This window comes from Promicromonospora sp. NPDC090134 (assembly GCF_044746965.1).
Classification (GTDB): domain Bacteria; phylum Actinomycetota; class Actinomycetes; order Actinomycetales; family Cellulomonadaceae; genus Promicromonospora.
In genome coordinates this window covers 264865-279087 of record NZ_JBIVCZ010000008.1, presented here as the reverse complement: position 1 = coordinate 279087, position 14223 = coordinate 264865, and the positions used below count along the sequence as shown (strand labels likewise).

The following is a 14223-nucleotide window of genomic DNA, read 5'->3' as shown; positions in this document are numbered from 1 at the left end:
ACCACCCTATGCCGGAGTAGTCCCGATGGTCGGGCAGGTCCGCGCCCGTCGTTCGACGGACGCGGACCTGCCCGGATGTGTGGTCAGAGGTACTGGCCGGTGTTCTGGACGGTGTCGATGGTGCGGGGCGTGGCGCCCTCGCCCTTCTTCTGCACGATGGTGCGGATGAAGACGATGCGCTCGCCCTTCTTGCCGCTGATCCGCGCCCAGTCGTCGGGGTTGGTCGTGTTCGGGAGGTCCTCGTTCTCCTTGAACTCGTCGACGCAGGCGGTCAGCAGGTGCTCCACGCGGATGCCCTTCTGCCCCGACGCCAGGAAGTCCTTGATCGCGTTCTTCTTGGCCCGGTCCACCACGTTCTGGATCATGGCGCCCGAGTTGAAGTCCTTGAAGAACAGGGTCTCCTTGTCCCCGGAGGCGTAGGTGACCTCGAGGAACTGGTTCTCCTCGTCCTCGGAGTACATGCGCTCCACGACCGAGGTGATCATGCCGTCCAGCGCCTCGGTGACGTTGTTGCCGTACTCCGCCAGGTCGTCCGCGTGGATCGGCAGCTCCTTGGTGAGGTACTTGCCGAAGACCTCCTTGGCGCCCTCGGCGTCGGGCCGCTCGATCTTGATCTTCACGTCGAGACGCCCCGGGCGCAGGATGGCCGGGTCGATCATGTCCTCGCGGTTGGAGGCGCCGATGACGATGACGTTGTCGAGCCGCTCCACACCGTCGATCTCCGCGAGGAGCTGCGGCACGATGGTGGTCTCGACGTCCGAGGAGAGGCCGGTGCCGCGGGTGCGGAACAGCGACTCCATCTCGTCGAAGAAGACGACGACCGGCATGCCCTGGCTGGCCTTCTCCCGTGCCCGGGCGAAGATCAGCCGGATGTGCCGCTCGGTCTCACCGACGTACTTGTTGAGCAGCTCCGGACCCTTGACGTTCAGGAAGAAGCTCTTCACCTCGGGGTTGCCCCCGTTGGCGCGCGCCACCATCCCGGCCAGGGAGTGGGCCACGGCCTTGGCGATGAGCGTCTTGCCACAGCCGGGCGGGCCGTACAGGAGCACGCCCTTGGGCGGGCGCAGCCCGTGCTCCCGGAACAGGTCGGGGTGGGCGAACGGCAGCTCCACCGCGTCCCGGATGGCCTCGATCTGCGGCCCGAGGCCGCCGATGTCCTCGTACTCGATGTCCGGGACCTCTTCGAGGACCAGCTCCTCGACCTCGGACTTGGGCACGATCTCGAACACGAAGCCGCTGCGCGTGTCGACCGTGAGCGAGTCCCCGACCCGGAGCGGGACGTCCATCACCGAGCCGGCGAGGCGCACCACGCGCTCCTCGTCGGCACGGCCCACCACGAGCACGCGGTCGCCGCCCAGCATCTCCTTGACGGTCACCAGCTCACCGGTGCGCTCGTACTCGCCGGCCCCGACCACGGTCATGGCCTCGTTGAGCTTGACCTCCTGGCCGGGACTCAGCCGGGTCACGTCCAGGCTGGGGCTCGCGGAGACGTGCATCTTGCGACCGGCGGACGAGATGTCCACCGAGCCGTCGGCATGAGCCCCCAGGAACACGGCGTAGGTGCCCGGGGGCTTGGCCAGGTCGTCGAGCTGTTTCTTCAGCTCGACTATCTGATCACGCGCCGCACGGAGTGCTTCCGCGAGGCGCTCGTTCTTTGCTGAGAGGAGGGCAATCTGGCGCTCGTAGTCGCGGTTTGGCAAAGGCTCGTGCTCGGGATGGTTGTATCCTGACGTGTTCTCGGTCATGACATCCCCTCTCGTAGTGCCCGAGAGGCGACCATATGACGCAATCGCCTCCGAGAACAGCACTCTAAGCACAGTCACTGACAGTCCGGGAGTAAGAACACCAGTTTGAGACGTCCGGGGTACCCGATCGTTACAGCCCGTTCACGCAGACGGGGTGTTCCCCGCCTCGGGCGCAACCCCCAGGTCACGTCGCACCTTTCGGATCTTCTTGTCCGATATGGCCCGCTCCCCCAGCTCCTCCGGCGACCACTCGGCCTCGGCCGTCACGGGGTACGCACCCTTGGCAGGACGCCGTTTCCGCTCGGGCGGGACCACGCCGTCGGCCAGGCGACGGGTGGTGATGAGGAAGCCGGTGTGCCCGATCATCCGGTGCTCGGGACGGACCGCCAGACCCTCCAGGTGCCACCCCCGGACCATCGTCTCGAAGGCGGCCGGCTCGGCGAACCGGCCGTCGGAACGGAGGTCTTCCGCTGTGCGCGAAAGTTGGGTCGTGGTGGCCACGTAGCAGACCAGGACCCCGCCGGGCGCGAGCGCGGTGGCGACGGCGTCGACGTTCTCCCACGGCGCGAGCATGTCCAGGACCACGCGGTCCACGGTGCCGGGCTCGGCCACCCCGGGCAGCACGTCGGCGAGGTCGCCCACGGACAGGTTCCACGCGGGGTGCGGGCCGCCGAAGAAGGTCTCGACGTTGCCCTGTGCGATCGCGGCGAAGTCCTCGCGCCGCTCGATCGAGTGCACGTGCCCGGCGTCGCCGACGGCGCGCAGCAGGGACATCGTCAGCGCGCCGGATCCGACGCCTGCCTCGACGACCCGGGCGCCCGGGTAGATGTCGGCCATGGCGACGATCTGCCCGGCGTCCTTGGGGTAGACGACGGCGGCGCCGCGCGGCATCGACAGCACGTAGTCGGCCAGCAGCGGGCGCAGCGCGAGGTACTCGATCTCGGCCGTGTTCACGACCACCGAGCCCTCCGGCTGCCCGATGATCTGCTCGTGCTTGAAGTAGCCCTTGTGCGTGTGGAAGGTGCCGCCCGGCTGCAGGGTGATCGTGTGCAGGCGGCCCTTGGGGTCGGTCAGCTGGACCTTGTCGCCCACGCGGAACGGGCCGCGGCGCAGCTCGGCGCCGGTGGCGGTAGGGGCATCGGTGGGTGTGGTCACGACCGACCAGTCTAGGTGCAGGCCCGGAGGGCCGCGTCCGCCGGGCGGGTGCCGGCGGTCACGCCGTGCCGCGCACCGCCCGTGCCACGTCGGCCAGGTCGAGCACACCGGTGACCCGGCCGCCCTCGACCACCGGGACCAGCCGCGCGCCGACGGAGCGGGTGGCCAGGTGGTTCAGCAGGTCGGTGCCCGACAGGGCGGGGTGGACGGCGCTGCCCTCCACGAACGGCAGCGCGACGGCGTCGACCGGCGTCGTCTGCCGGGCGGCGGCGGGCACCGCGGCGACGGCGTCGTCGTCGAGCACCGCGATCGGTTCGTCGCCCTGCCCGACCACGACGAGGCGGTAGCCGGCCGCGTCCACGACGCCGGCGGCGACCGCCGCCGCCCGGGCGGACAGCGCCTCGTCGACCGTGGAGCCGTACGCGACCGAGAGTGCTGGGTGCGCGAGCCGGCCGGCGGCCAGCGCCGCGACGGCCTCCCGGCGGCGGCCGTTGGAGATCGCGGCCCCCGCGCCCGCCCAGAGGAACGCGCCGATCAGGGCCGACCACAGGACGTTGGTGAAGCTCGGTCGAGCGCCCAGCATCAACGGCACCGCCAGGGCCCAGACCAGCACTCCGACGGCGACGACGCGGCCCACCCAGCCGGCCACGACCGTGCCGGTCGCGCGCCTGCCCGTCACGGCCCAGACGAGGGACTCAAGGATCTGCCCCCCATCCAGCGGCAGGCCCGGGAGCAGGTTGAACGCGCCGACGAACGCGTTGGAGACGGCCGCCAGGCCCAGCAGGACGGTCGGCAGGTTCTGCACCGGCGCAGCCTGGCTGGCGAACTGATAGGCGAACCCGAACCCGGCCGCGAGCACCAGGTTCGTCACCGGTCCGACGACGGCGACCAGGAAGCCGTCGAGCGGCCGTCCGAGTCCGCCGGTGTAGGCCGTGTGGCCGCCCCAGAGCGTGACGGCGAGCTCGGTCACGTTCTGGCCGCGTGCCCTGGCGACCAGCGCGTGCGCGGCCTCGTGCAGGAACACCGACCCGAACAGGAGCAGCACGAACACGAACGCGGCGAGGTAGACGCCCGCGCCGAGCCCCGGCGCACGCGCCTGGATGGCGGGCGCGAACACGATGGTCAAGACGAGGGCCGCGAGGAACCAGGACCGCGTGACGATCACGGGCGCGCCGGCGACGCGGCCGATGACGAAACCCTTCGAGCGCTGTGGGGCGGGTGCAGGCGTGGAGGCGGGCTCCGAAGTGGTCACCGGACAAACTTAACCGGCCGCGGGGCGTGCGGGTGACGGCACGCTGTGGACAACTCCCGGGGGATGTCAGTGCCCGCCCCTAGGGTTGGGGCATGACGACGACGGAGCTGACCGAAGGGCTGGGGCAGGACGTGGCGACGGAGGCGGCCGCTGCCGCACCGGCCGTGCGCGCGCCCTCGCGACCGCCGGCCCTGTCCCCGTCGCGCGCCAACGACTTCATGCAGTGCCCGCTGCTGTTCCGGTTCCGCACGGTGGACCGGCTCCCGGAGCCGCCGTCGGCCGCCGCGGCGCGCGGCACGCTGGTGCACTCGGTGCTGGAGCGCCTGTACGACGCGCCGCTGGGCGAGCGCACGCTGGCCGCTGCGCACGACCTGCTGCCCGGCGAGTGGGACCGCCTCCTGGAGGCCGACGAGCGGTACACGTCGCTGTTCACCGACGGGATCGGCCCGGACGGACAGGACCGCGCGGGCTGGCTCGCCCGGGCCGGCGCGCTGCTGGGCACCTACTTCACGCTGGAGAACCCGAACCGGCTGGAGCCGGCCGAGCGGGAGCTCCTGGTGGAGTCGCAGCTCGACGGCGGGCCGCTGCTGCGCGGCATCGTGGACCGGCTGGACGTTGCGCCCGACGGCGCGCTGCGGGTGGTCGACTACAAGACGGGGAAGTCACCGCGGCCCGGCTACGAGACGTCGGCCGTGTTCCAGATGCGCTTCTACGGCCTGGTGCTGTGGCGCGAGCGCGGGGTGCTGCCCAAGATGCTCCAGCTCGTGTACCTGGGCGACGGCCAGGTGCTGCGCGGCGAGCCGACGACCGAGCACCTGGAGCACACGGAGCAGAAGATCCGCGCGATCTGGTCGGGCATCGAGGAGTCCGCCCGGACGGGCGAGTGGAAGCCCCGCCGGTCCAAGCTGTGCGGCTGGTGCGCGCACCAGGCGATGTGCCCCGAGTTCGGGGGCACGCCGCCGGAGATCCCGGAGGGCGCCGTCGCGCTGCGGCTCGGCATCACGGGCTGAAGCGCGGCCCGCCGGGTCGGTCCGGGTGAGCCCGGGTCAGCTCGGGCGAGCCCGGTTCAGCCGGGCAGGTCCCCTGCGCCGAGCAGGTCGACCACCTCGCCCGACGCGATCCGGCCGAGCAGGTCGAGGTCGACCTGCTTGAGGGACGCCGCCCGGCTCAGCCCCGGACGCGGCGGCACCGGCACCTCGGCGGGCACGCCGAGGGTGCGGGCACCCGACGCGAGCGCGGACGTGATGCCGGGGCCGGAGTCCTCGATCGCCACGCAGTCCTCGGCCCGCACGCCGAACAGGCCGGCGGCCACCAGGTACGGCTCGGGGTGCGGCTTGCCGTGCGTCACCTCGTCGCCGGTGACCAGGTGGGCGAAGGTGCCGGCGGGGGCGCCGTCGGCCACGACCTGGGCCTGGCTGCGGTAGGACATGGTCACGATGGCGCAGGGCACGTCCGCGGCGCGCAGGTCCTCCAGCAGCTCCAGGACGCCCGCGCGCCACGGCACGGCCTCGCGCAGCTGCTCGTTGACCCGGGCCACGAGCCAGGCCACGATCTCGGCCGGCTCCAGCGGGACGCCGGCGTCGTGCAGCATGCCGCCCGTGGTGAGCAGCGCCTGCCCGACGGCGCCGAGCGCGTCCTCGTGCGTCCACGTGGCCCCGTGCGCGACGACGATCTCGTGCTCGGCGCGCATCCAGTAGGCCTCGGAGTCGACGAGGGTGCCGTCCATGTCGAACAGGACGGCGGCGGGCAGGGCAGACGATTCGTGGGGCACCGACACATGCTAGGTGCCGACAGGGAACGGCCGGTAACGAGCGGGGAACGCCCAGGCGGGTCCCGACCGGCCGGATGCCGGACGATAGCGCCATGACGCACACCGCCGCTTCCGGCATCGCAGCCTTCACCTTCGAGATGGGCGTGCTCAAGCGCCTGCGCCGCGCCGGCTGGTGGCAGGTCGGCGTGCGCGACCCGGAGTCCGTGGCCGAGCACAGCCTGCGCGTCGCGCAGCTCGCCGCGCTGCTGGCAGCCGAGGAGGGCGCCGACCCGGCGCGCGCCGCCTACCTCGCGCTGTGGCACGACTCCCAGGAGACGCGCATCACGGACCTGCCGCACACGGCCCGGCCGTACCTCACCAAGCCGGACAACGTCGCGGTCACACGCGACCAGGTCGCCCCGCTGCCGGACGCCGCGGCGGCCACCGTGCTCGGCGCGGTCACCGAGTTCGAGGCGCAGGAGACGCCGGAAGCGCGGTGCGCCCGCGACGCGGACAAGCTGGAGTGCCTCGTCCAGGCCGTCGAGTACCGGCACGGCGGCCAGGACGGCGTGCAGGAGTGGATCGACTCGTCCTACGCGGCGCTGGGCACGGACGCCGCGAAGCGGGTGGCGGACGCCGCGCTCACGCAGTCCCCGATGAGCTGGCGCGACTGAGCCGGCGGGCCGGGGGCCGTGCCGGCTCGGGTCCGGTGGGCCGGACGGTCAGTCCGCGAGCAGCTCCTCGGCGCGCTCCTCCTGGCCGGCGTCGAGGTCGGTCCGCTCGAACGCGGCGACGGCCTTGTCGAACGTTCGGTTCACCCGCGGCTCGATCTCGACGACGCTCGCCGGGGTGACGATGGCCCGCTCGTACTCCGCGATCCAGGCGTCCATGTGCGCCACGTAGGCGTCGCGGGCCGCGTCGAGCCTGCCGCCGTCGGACAGCGGCACCGCCTGGGCGTCCTCCTTGGCGGACAGGACGCCGGACCGGGCCTCCTCGGCGAGGTCGGGCACTTCGGTCATGAGCGCCGCGGCGAGCTCCTCCTTCTTGTCGACGTCGGACGTGGCCTCGATCTCGTCGAACCGTCCGCTGACCTCGTCGATGTAGTCGCGCATCGTGGACTCACTGTGCTCCACGGCGTCGAGCAGCACGTCAGCGGGCTCGCTGGTGCGCTCGGCCTGGGACCAGGCGATGCCGCTGCCGGCGCCGGCGACGACGAGCGCACCGACGGCGGAGAGCAGGACCCGGTGATTTCGCAGGTTGAGCATTAGTTCATCGTCACCCGGACCTGGGGCGTTCCGCGCGCCGGCGAGTGTGATCCGCGACGGAACTAACGGGCATATCACCTGATATCGCCCTTGATCCGCTTCACCAGAGCGGATCGGCACAGATGTCCGGACCGCCGTCGTCGTAGTAGACGAAGAAGGTGTCGGCGTCCGTCGCGACGCCTCGAGCCTCGAACGGTTCCCGCCGTCAGGCTCGATCCGGTACGTCCCTTCGCCCTCCGGACCGTAGAACGAGAGCTCGAAGGCGGACCACGTGCAGTCCTCACCGGTCGTGACTGCGCTGCCGGACCGTACGACGTTCCTGCTCCACACCGGCCCCCAGATTCACCCGCCCGACCAACGGCACCAGCCATGATCGTGCCGACGTCCGCACCGACGCAAGAGCCCGGCCAGGCCCGTGCGCTGGGAAAACGCCTCGATCGCGCGGACCGCCGGGAAGCGGGCGGCCCCGCGGGCACACCCACCACGCCCCCGCCGCGCGCGTCGCGCCGTCCTGCGCGATGCTGGCCCTCGATCGACGGTTTCGGCCGCCGAGTCCCGGCAGCGACCAAAGGGGAGACAGACCGTGTTCGGACCCGATTTCTTCGAGCGGCTCTCGCAGCGGATGTACTACGACCTCGACGGTCACCCGATCACCCAGGACCAGTGGTCGGTGCTGCGGCTCGGCGCCGGGGCCGCGCACATCGCCCGCGACCACCTCGGGATCTACCACGTGTCCACCGTGTGGACGGGTATCGACACCGCCGCGCCCCTCGAGGACGACGACGACCACACCCCGCTCATCTACGAGACGATGGTCTTCGTCGAACGCCTCGACCCGGACGGCGTGCTCTCCGAGGACGAGCTGCTCGACTGCACGGAGCAGTACGCCGAGATGCACGCCACGCGGGAGGACGCGCTGGCCGGGCACCGGCGTGCGACGGCGCTGGTGCGCGAGTGGATCGCGAAGGGCCGCCCGGAGCTCTGACGACCGCAGCTCTGACGACGACGCAGGGGGAGCCATGATGCAGACCAGCACGCGTTCTCTGACCGCCCTCTTCACCGGGCGGCGTGCCGCACGCCGCGCCGTCCACGGCCCACCGGCCTACGGTGAACCGATGCACGGAACCACCCCGCGGGACTTCGGTCCCGCGGGCGCGCGAGCGCTGCTGGCCGAGGTCTTCGAGCCCAGCACCGACCGCCTGGCCCACTCGCTCGGGGTCGGCCGGCGGGCCGAGCGCGTCGCCCGCGTGCTGGGCCGGTCCGACCTGCTCGTGTCCGCGGCGTACCTGCACGACATCGGCTACGCCGCCGCCGCCCGCGACACCGGGCTGCACCAGCTCGACGGCGCCCGCTACCTGCGCCGCCTGGGCGCGCCGGACGAGCTGACGAGCCTGGTCGCGCACCACACGTCGGCCCTGGTCGAGGCGGGCGAGCGCCACCTCGACGCGCACCTGCGGGGCGAGTTCCCCGTGCCGACGGACAGCGACCTGCTGGACCTGCTCACCTACTGCGACATGACCACCTCGGCCCAGGGCCGCCGCGTCACCGTGGACGAGCGGCTGGACTGCATCTACGACCGCTACGCCCCGGGCCACCTCGTCTCGCGCAGCATCCACCGCGCGGAGCCGCAGCTCCGGCGGCTCGTGTCCGCGGTCGACGATCGCCTCCGGCGCTGATGAGCGCCTGACCGGTCAGGTCAGGAACGGCTCGGTGCGCGACAGGTCCATCGCGTGGTCGATGCGCAGCCGCATCGACGGGTGGATCGCCAGCTCACCGAGCCGGTCCACCGGCTGCCACACCACCTCGCTGGACTCGTGCGAGGTCCGGACGGCGCCGCCGGTGACCGTGGCACGCATGCAGATGGAGAACTGCGCGCGGACCTCGCCGTCCGAGTAGACGATCACGTGCCGCGGGTCCGTGTAGATGCCTACCAGGCCCGTGATCCGCACGCGGTAGCCGGTCTCCTCCTCGGTCTCCCGGACGCCGGCCTGCCGCACGGTCTCCCCCGGGTCGATACCCCCGCCCGGCAGCGCCCAGAGGTCGTTGTCGGTGCGGTGGATGAGCAGCAGGCGCCCGCCGCCGTCGCGCACGGCCACCGTGACCGAGGGCACCACCGAGTTCACCGCCGGTGCGGCCGGGTCGTCGAAGTAGTCGAGCCGCGTCATCACGACACCTCGTCCGGGTCCTCCGTCCGCGGCCAGACCGTCAACGGCGTCGCGGCGTTCCATACCCGCTCGAAGCCCGCCTGGTAGGCGGGCGCCATCGACGACTCGGGACCGTCCTTGAGGTGCAGCAGCGGGTTCGCGCCCGCGGGCGAGCCCCAGACGTGCGTGTTGACCAGCAGGTCGTCGTCGAACCGGAAGGTCGTGGCGTACAGCGTGCTGTCGTGCAGCCGCACCTCGACGCCCGGCGTGCCGAGCGCGGGGGCCAGGTAGGCCAGCACCAGGGCGATGCGCCCGGCGAGGCCCGTGCCGCCCTCCTCGGCCGTGCGCACGGTGACGGCGCCGCCCTCCGGGTCGCCCAGCAGCAGGCGCACCTGCACGCCACGGGCCGCCATCGTGACGATCTCGGTGGTCAGGTCCAGTGTCTGGTCCGGCAGGAAAGTCGCCGCGAACGCGTGCAGCTCGAAGCGTTGCTCCACGCCGGCGAGGAAGGCCCGCCAGGTCCCGGACGGCACGGCGCGCCGCGCCGGGTAGACGCCGACGATCTCCTGGGCGGCGGCTTCCGCCCGGTCGACGTCGCCCCACAGCGCCGCGACGTCGCAGCCCAGCGCCTCCGAGACCGCGACGCGATGGCGCGGGTGCGGCGTGCGCCCCTGAGCCACCCAGCGTTCCACGGTCTTCGGATCGACGCCGACGGCGGCCGCGAGCCGGACCTGGCTCAGGCCGGCCTGGCTCATCGCCGCGACCAGTCGTTGGTTTCTCACGTGTCATCTCACCCCCTCAGGGACGTATCTATCACCGAAACGTCCCGGGCGCTGCCGATGGCACGTCCCATGTGCCCGGCGCACAGTGGTATCAGCCAGTCCACCTGTCCGACCCGTGTCCCGGAGAGCCTCGTGAACCCCATTGCCTCGCAGTCGGTCACAGAACGTCTTGGCGATGTCATCGACCTGCTGCGGCATGTCCGCGCGGACTGGATCGAGGTCCTGACGGTCACGCCCGAGCGCGTGTGCCTGCAGCCCTGGCACCTGGACGACGGCGAGAGCATCGCGCGGGCGCTGGGCCTGGACCACGCCATCGACCAGCGGATGATGAACCCTGGCTACACGCTGTGGTCCGGCGAGTGGCGCGGTGTCGAGGTGCAGGTACGCGGTGCGCTGCGGGCCGGCGTGCCGGTCTTCTGAGCCGTCGGCCCGGCACCGACACGCCGTCGCGCCGTGGATTCGCCCGTCCGCGAACGCGGCCGCGCCCCTGGTCACGTCGAGCGCCGCACACCCTAGGGTGGGGGGATGACCGACGCGCATCACGAGCAGCCGGAGCAGGCCTCGCCTCGCCAGACCGTGCTCCTCGCTGCCTTCGAAGGTTGGAACGACGCAGGGAGCGCCGCCACGACGGCGCTCACGCACCTGGCCGAGGTGTGGGGCGCCGAGAAGGTGACCGAGCTCGACCCCGAGGAGTTCCACGACTTCCAGGTCAACCGCCCGTACATCTCGCTGGACGACGACGGAAAACGCTCCATCACCTGGCCCACGACCACGATCTCGGTGGCGCAGGTGGGCGAGCGCAAGGTCGTGCTAGTGCACGGCGTCGAGCCGTCGATGCGCTGGCGCAAGTACTGCGAGGAGCTGCTGCGCGTGGCGGACGAGCTGGGGGTCCGCACCGTGATCACGCTCGGCGCGCTCCTGGCGGACGTCCCGCACACGCGGCCCATCCCGATGACCGCCACCTCGGACAGCGTGGGCCTGCAGTCCGTGCTGGACATCGAGGCCAACACCTACCAGGGCCCCACGGGGATCGTCGGGGTGCTGCAGCACGAGGCCGCGGAGCGCGGCCTGCAGTCCGTCAGCCTGTGGGCGGCCGTACCGCACTACGTGGCCAACCCGCCGTCGCCCAAGGCGACGCTCGCGATCCTCACGCGCGTCGAGGAGATCCTGGGCGAGACGGTCCCGATGGGCGAGCTGCCCGACGACGCCGCGGCCTGGCAGCACGGCGTCGACGAGCTGGCGTCCGAGGACTCGGAGATCTCCGAGTACGTGGCCCAGCTCGAGGAGGCCAAGGACACCGCCGAGCTGCCCGAGGCGTCCGGCGACGCCATCGCGCGCGAGTTCGAGCGCTACCTGCGCCGGCGCGACGGCGGCGGCAAGGACAGCGGGCCCGAACGGCTCTGAGCGCGGGTCCCGGAAAGAGCACAGAGGCCTGAGCCCCCGCGGGGTTCAGGCCTCTGACATGTTGTCCGGCGTGACGGTCACGCGCTGCTGGAGATGGGCTCGATCCGCACTCCTGCGTCCGGCCCGTGGAAGCCCACCCATGTCTCGAGACACCGTGCGGCGTCCTCGACGCGGTCGTAGACCGGTGCGTATCCCGGTCCGTTACGTACCACTCGGTATCGCGTGCTGCACCTGGGCGCCGTCGTGACGGTGACCCGGGTCTCACCCGTGAAGTCTTCCTCGTACTCCGTCATGCTCCCCATCCTGCCCCGGGTTAAATGCAAACGGAAGCAGGGGCCAAAACTAACCTGTTGGGCGCCCGGCGCGGTTCTGGCCTACCTCGCCGAAACCGGGTCGGACTGGGGCGCCCGAGGGGTCAAAGACGCACTCCGAGCAGGGCGTTTACCGTTCGCGCGATGATCCCGGGAGCACCCTCCTCGTCGGCGGAGGTGTCCCGCGACGGGTCCAGGGAACTCTCAGCCCACGCGTCGACGGCGGCCAGCGCGGCAGGCGCGTCGAGGTCGTCGGCCAGTGCCGCGCGGACCGCGGCCAAGGTGGCGTCAGCCGACGGACCGCCGTTTCCTGAGACCGCGTCGCGCCACCGGACGAGCCGCGCCTCGCCGACAGGCAGCGAGCTCTCGTCCCACTCCCACTCGGTGCGGTAGTGGTGGGCCAGGAGCGCCAGGCGGATCGCCATCGGCTCGTGCCCGTCGTCCCGCAGCCGCGAGACCAGCACGAGGTTGCCCAGCGACTTGCTCATCTTCTCGCCCTGGTAGGCGACCAGGCCGGCGTGGACGTGCGTGCGGGCGCCGGCCGGCTCGCCGTCGCCGGACGTCGGACACAGGACACGGAGGTGCGACGTCGACATCTCGTGGTGCGGGAACAGCAGGTCCGAGCCGCCGCCCTGCACGTCGAACCGCTCCCCCGCCGCCACGTCGAGCCCGTCGCGCGCGATCACCGCGCACTCGATGTGCCAGCCCGGGCGGCCGGTGCCGAGCGGCCCGCCGTCCCATGCGGGCTCGCCCGGGCGCTCACGCCGCCACAGCAGCGGGTCCAGCGGGTCCTTCTTGCCCTCACGGTCCGGGTCCCCGCCGCGCTCCGCGAACGTGGCCAGCGCCTGCTCGCGGTCGAGGTGCGCGACCGCGCCGAAGCGCGGGTCGGCGGTGAGGTCCGCGTAGACGTCGCCCAGCTCCGGCGTGGACCCGCCGGCCCCCGGCTCCAGCGACACCCGGTACGCGGCACCCGACTCCAGCATCGCCGCCACGGCGCGCGCGACGTCCTGGGCCGACTCCACGGCGCCCGTCCATGTCGCGGGCGGGATCACGCCCAGCGCCGTCATGTCCTCGCGGAACAGCGCGATCTGCGAGGCCGCGAGCTCACGCCAGTCCATGCCGGTCGCCTCGGCACGCTCCAGCAGCGGGTCGTCGACGTCGGTCACGTTCGAGGCGTAGGTGACGTCCTTGCCGGCGTCGCGCCAGGCGCGCACCAGCAGGTCGAACGTCACGTAGGTGTTCGCGTGCCCGATGTGGGTGGCGTCGTACGGCGTGATGCCGCACGCGTACAGCCGCGCCTGCGGGCCCGGCGCCGCCTCCACGAGCTCACCCGTCGACGAGTCGTGGACCCGCACCGGGGCGACGGCCTCAGGGGCGGGGAGCAGCGGGACTTGGGGTGTGGGCCAGGCGTGCACGCGACCAACGATAACCGCAGGCTGTGACACTCCCCGACCATGTCAGGGCCCCGGGGCGTGTGTTCTACGCGACGCCGCCGGTGGCGTCGATCGTGCCCGACAGCAGCAGCCACACGACCACCCCGGCCAGCGCGAACCGGTAGTACACGAACGGCTTGTAGGAGTAGTTGCCGATGATCTTGAGGAACCCGATGATCACCGCGTAGCCCACGCCGAACGCGATGATGGTGGCGATGATCGTGGCGCCCCAGCCGGGCGCCCCCTCGGGGATCGGCTCCCCCACGGTCTTGACGAGCTGGTAGAAGCCCGAGCCGAGCACGGCGGGGAGGGCGAGCAGGAACGAGTAGTCCGCCGCCGCCTTCCGCGTGAAGCCCATGGTCAGGCCGGCGGTGATCGTGCCGCCGGAGCGGGACACGCCCGGCACCAGCGCCAGCGCCTGGGCCAGGCCGAAGCCGATGGCGCTGGCCCCCGTGAGCGACGTCAGCTCGCGCTCCTGGCGACCGAACACGTCGGCCAGGAGCAGCAGGAGCCCGAAGAACGTGAGTGTGAACACCGTGAGCCAGAGGTTCCGGAACGTGGACTCGATCTGCTCCTCGAACAGCAGGCCCAGCACCACGATCGGGATCGAGCCGAGGATGATGTACCAGCCCATCGCGGCGTCCGGGTTGGCGATCACGCCGGGGCGGCCGTGCCGTACCTCGACGGAGCCGGGGCGCGGCCCCAGGCCCGTGCGGGCGCGCCAGCCCTTGCCGTAGGCGCCCGTCAGGGCCTTGAACCAGGCGACGAGGATGACGCCGATCTTCTTGCGGTAGTAGATGATCACCGCGAGCTCGGTGCCGATCTGCGTGATGGCGGTGAACGCCGCGCCGGGGTCGCCCGACCCGATCAGCTCACCGACGATCCGCAGGTGCGCCGACGAGGAGATCGGGAGGAACTCGGTCAGGCCCTGGACCAGGCCCAGAAGGATGGCTTCCCACGCAGTCACGGGCGGTGACACTAC

The 14223-nt window shown here is 71.9% G+C and carries 16 protein-coding genes; 6 read left to right on the top strand and 10 right to left on the bottom strand.

What is annotated here, in order from left to right; translation table 11 throughout:
• Positions 1–83 precede the first annotated feature (83 nt).
• The 3 genes from arc to ACIPN7_RS21800 all read right to left on the bottom strand — a co-directional run bounded on the left by arc (position 84) and on the right by ACIPN7_RS21800 (position 4152).
• Positions 84–1745, bottom strand: a complete 1662-nt coding sequence (gene arc / locus ACIPN7_RS21810; RefSeq protein WP_400547132.1) for a proteasome ATPase — start codon at positions 1743–1745, stop codon at positions 84–86.
• A gap of 141 nt (positions 1746–1886) precedes the next feature.
• Positions 1887–2900: a tRNA (adenine-N1)-methyltransferase gene (locus ACIPN7_RS21805; RefSeq protein ID WP_400547130.1), complete on the bottom strand. Its 1014-nt coding sequence runs from the start codon at positions 2898–2900 to the stop codon at positions 1887–1889.
• Positions 2901–2958: 58 nt separating this feature from the next.
• The gene (locus tag ACIPN7_RS21800) at positions 2959–4152 is read right to left on the bottom strand and encodes a site-2 protease family protein (protein ID WP_400547128.1); all 1194 of its coding nucleotides are present in this window, start codon (positions 4150–4152) and stop codon (positions 2959–2961) included.
• A 92-nt stretch (positions 4153–4244) separates the two neighbouring features.
• Here ACIPN7_RS21800 and ACIPN7_RS21795 point away from each other — a divergent pair, with 92 nt between their 5' ends.
• Positions 4245–5162: a RecB family exonuclease gene (locus tag ACIPN7_RS21795; RefSeq protein WP_400547125.1), complete on the top strand. Its 918-nt coding sequence runs from the start codon at positions 4245–4247 to the stop codon at positions 5160–5162.
• A gap of 56 nt (positions 5163–5218) precedes the next feature.
• Here ACIPN7_RS21795 and ACIPN7_RS21790 read toward each other — a convergent pair whose 3' ends face one another.
• Positions 5219–5923 (bottom strand): HAD family hydrolase, encoded by a 705-nt coding sequence (locus tag ACIPN7_RS21790; RefSeq protein ID WP_400547122.1) that lies wholly within the window; start codon positions 5921–5923, stop codon positions 5219–5221.
• 92 nt (positions 5924–6015) lie between these two features.
• Between ACIPN7_RS21790 and ACIPN7_RS21785 the strand changes: the two genes are divergently transcribed.
• Entirely contained in the window at positions 6016–6576 is a 561-nt protein-coding gene (locus ACIPN7_RS21785) for an HD family hydrolase (RefSeq protein ID WP_400547119.1), read from the top strand.
• Positions 6577–6624: 48 nt separating this feature from the next.
• Here ACIPN7_RS21785 and ACIPN7_RS21780 read toward each other — a convergent pair whose 3' ends face one another.
• A complete protein-coding gene (locus tag ACIPN7_RS21780) occupies positions 6625–7167 on the bottom strand; it encodes a hypothetical protein (RefSeq protein ID WP_400547116.1) in 543 nt (180 codons plus the stop codon).
• Between the two features lie 583 nt (positions 7168–7750).
• Here ACIPN7_RS21780 and ACIPN7_RS21775 point away from each other — a divergent pair.
• Positions 7751–8152, top strand: coding sequence for a hypothetical protein (locus tag ACIPN7_RS21775; protein ID WP_400547114.1), 402 nt, complete (start codon positions 7751–7753; stop codon positions 8150–8152).
• Positions 8153–8282: 130 nt separating this feature from the next.
• Positions 8283–8843, top strand: a complete 561-nt coding sequence (locus ACIPN7_RS21770) for an HD domain-containing protein (RefSeq protein WP_400547111.1) — start codon at positions 8283–8285, stop codon at positions 8841–8843.
• Positions 8844–8858: 15 nt separating this feature from the next.
• Here ACIPN7_RS21770 and ACIPN7_RS21765 read toward each other — a convergent pair whose 3' ends face one another.
• Complete coding sequence (locus ACIPN7_RS21765) at positions 8859–9332, bottom strand: NUDIX hydrolase (protein ID WP_400547108.1); 474 nt, start codon at positions 9330–9332, stop codon at positions 8859–8861.
• Complete coding sequence (locus ACIPN7_RS21760; protein WP_400547105.1) at positions 9332–10093, bottom strand: helix-turn-helix domain-containing protein; 762 nt, start codon at positions 10091–10093, stop codon at positions 9332–9334. The genes ACIPN7_RS21765 and ACIPN7_RS21760 overlap by 1 nt, the downstream gene beginning before the upstream one ends.
• Before the next feature lie 132 nt (positions 10094–10225).
• On the opposite strand from ACIPN7_RS21760, the gene ACIPN7_RS21755 reads away from it, so the two are divergent.
• Both ACIPN7_RS21755 and ACIPN7_RS21750 read left to right on the top strand, forming a co-directional pair.
• Complete coding sequence (locus ACIPN7_RS21755; protein ID WP_397396417.1) at positions 10226–10513, top strand: hypothetical protein; 288 nt, start codon at positions 10226–10228, stop codon at positions 10511–10513.
• Between the two features lie 105 nt (positions 10514–10618).
• Entirely contained in the window at positions 10619–11497 is an 879-nt protein-coding gene (locus ACIPN7_RS21750; RefSeq protein ID WP_285102380.1) for a PAC2 family protein, read from the top strand.
• Positions 11498–11574: 77 nt separating this feature from the next.
• Here ACIPN7_RS21750 and ACIPN7_RS21745 read toward each other — a convergent pair whose 3' ends face one another.
• The 3 genes from ACIPN7_RS21745 to ACIPN7_RS21735 form a co-directional block, all read right to left on the bottom strand.
• Positions 11575–11790: a hypothetical protein gene (locus ACIPN7_RS21745; protein WP_285102381.1), complete on the bottom strand. Its 216-nt coding sequence runs from the start codon at positions 11788–11790 to the stop codon at positions 11575–11577.
• 122 nt (positions 11791–11912) lie between these two features.
• A complete protein-coding gene (mshC, locus tag ACIPN7_RS21740; protein ID WP_400547100.1) occupies positions 11913–13223 on the bottom strand; it encodes a cysteine--1-D-myo-inosityl 2-amino-2-deoxy-alpha-D-glucopyranoside ligase in 1311 nt (436 codons plus the stop codon).
• A gap of 64 nt (positions 13224–13287) precedes the next feature.
• Positions 13288–14208 carry an undecaprenyl-diphosphate phosphatase gene (locus tag ACIPN7_RS21735; RefSeq protein ID WP_400547098.1) on the bottom strand — a complete coding sequence of 307 codons (921 nt, stop codon included), beginning with the start codon at positions 14206–14208 and terminating at the stop codon, positions 13288–13290.
• Positions 14209–14223 lie beyond the last annotated feature (15 nt).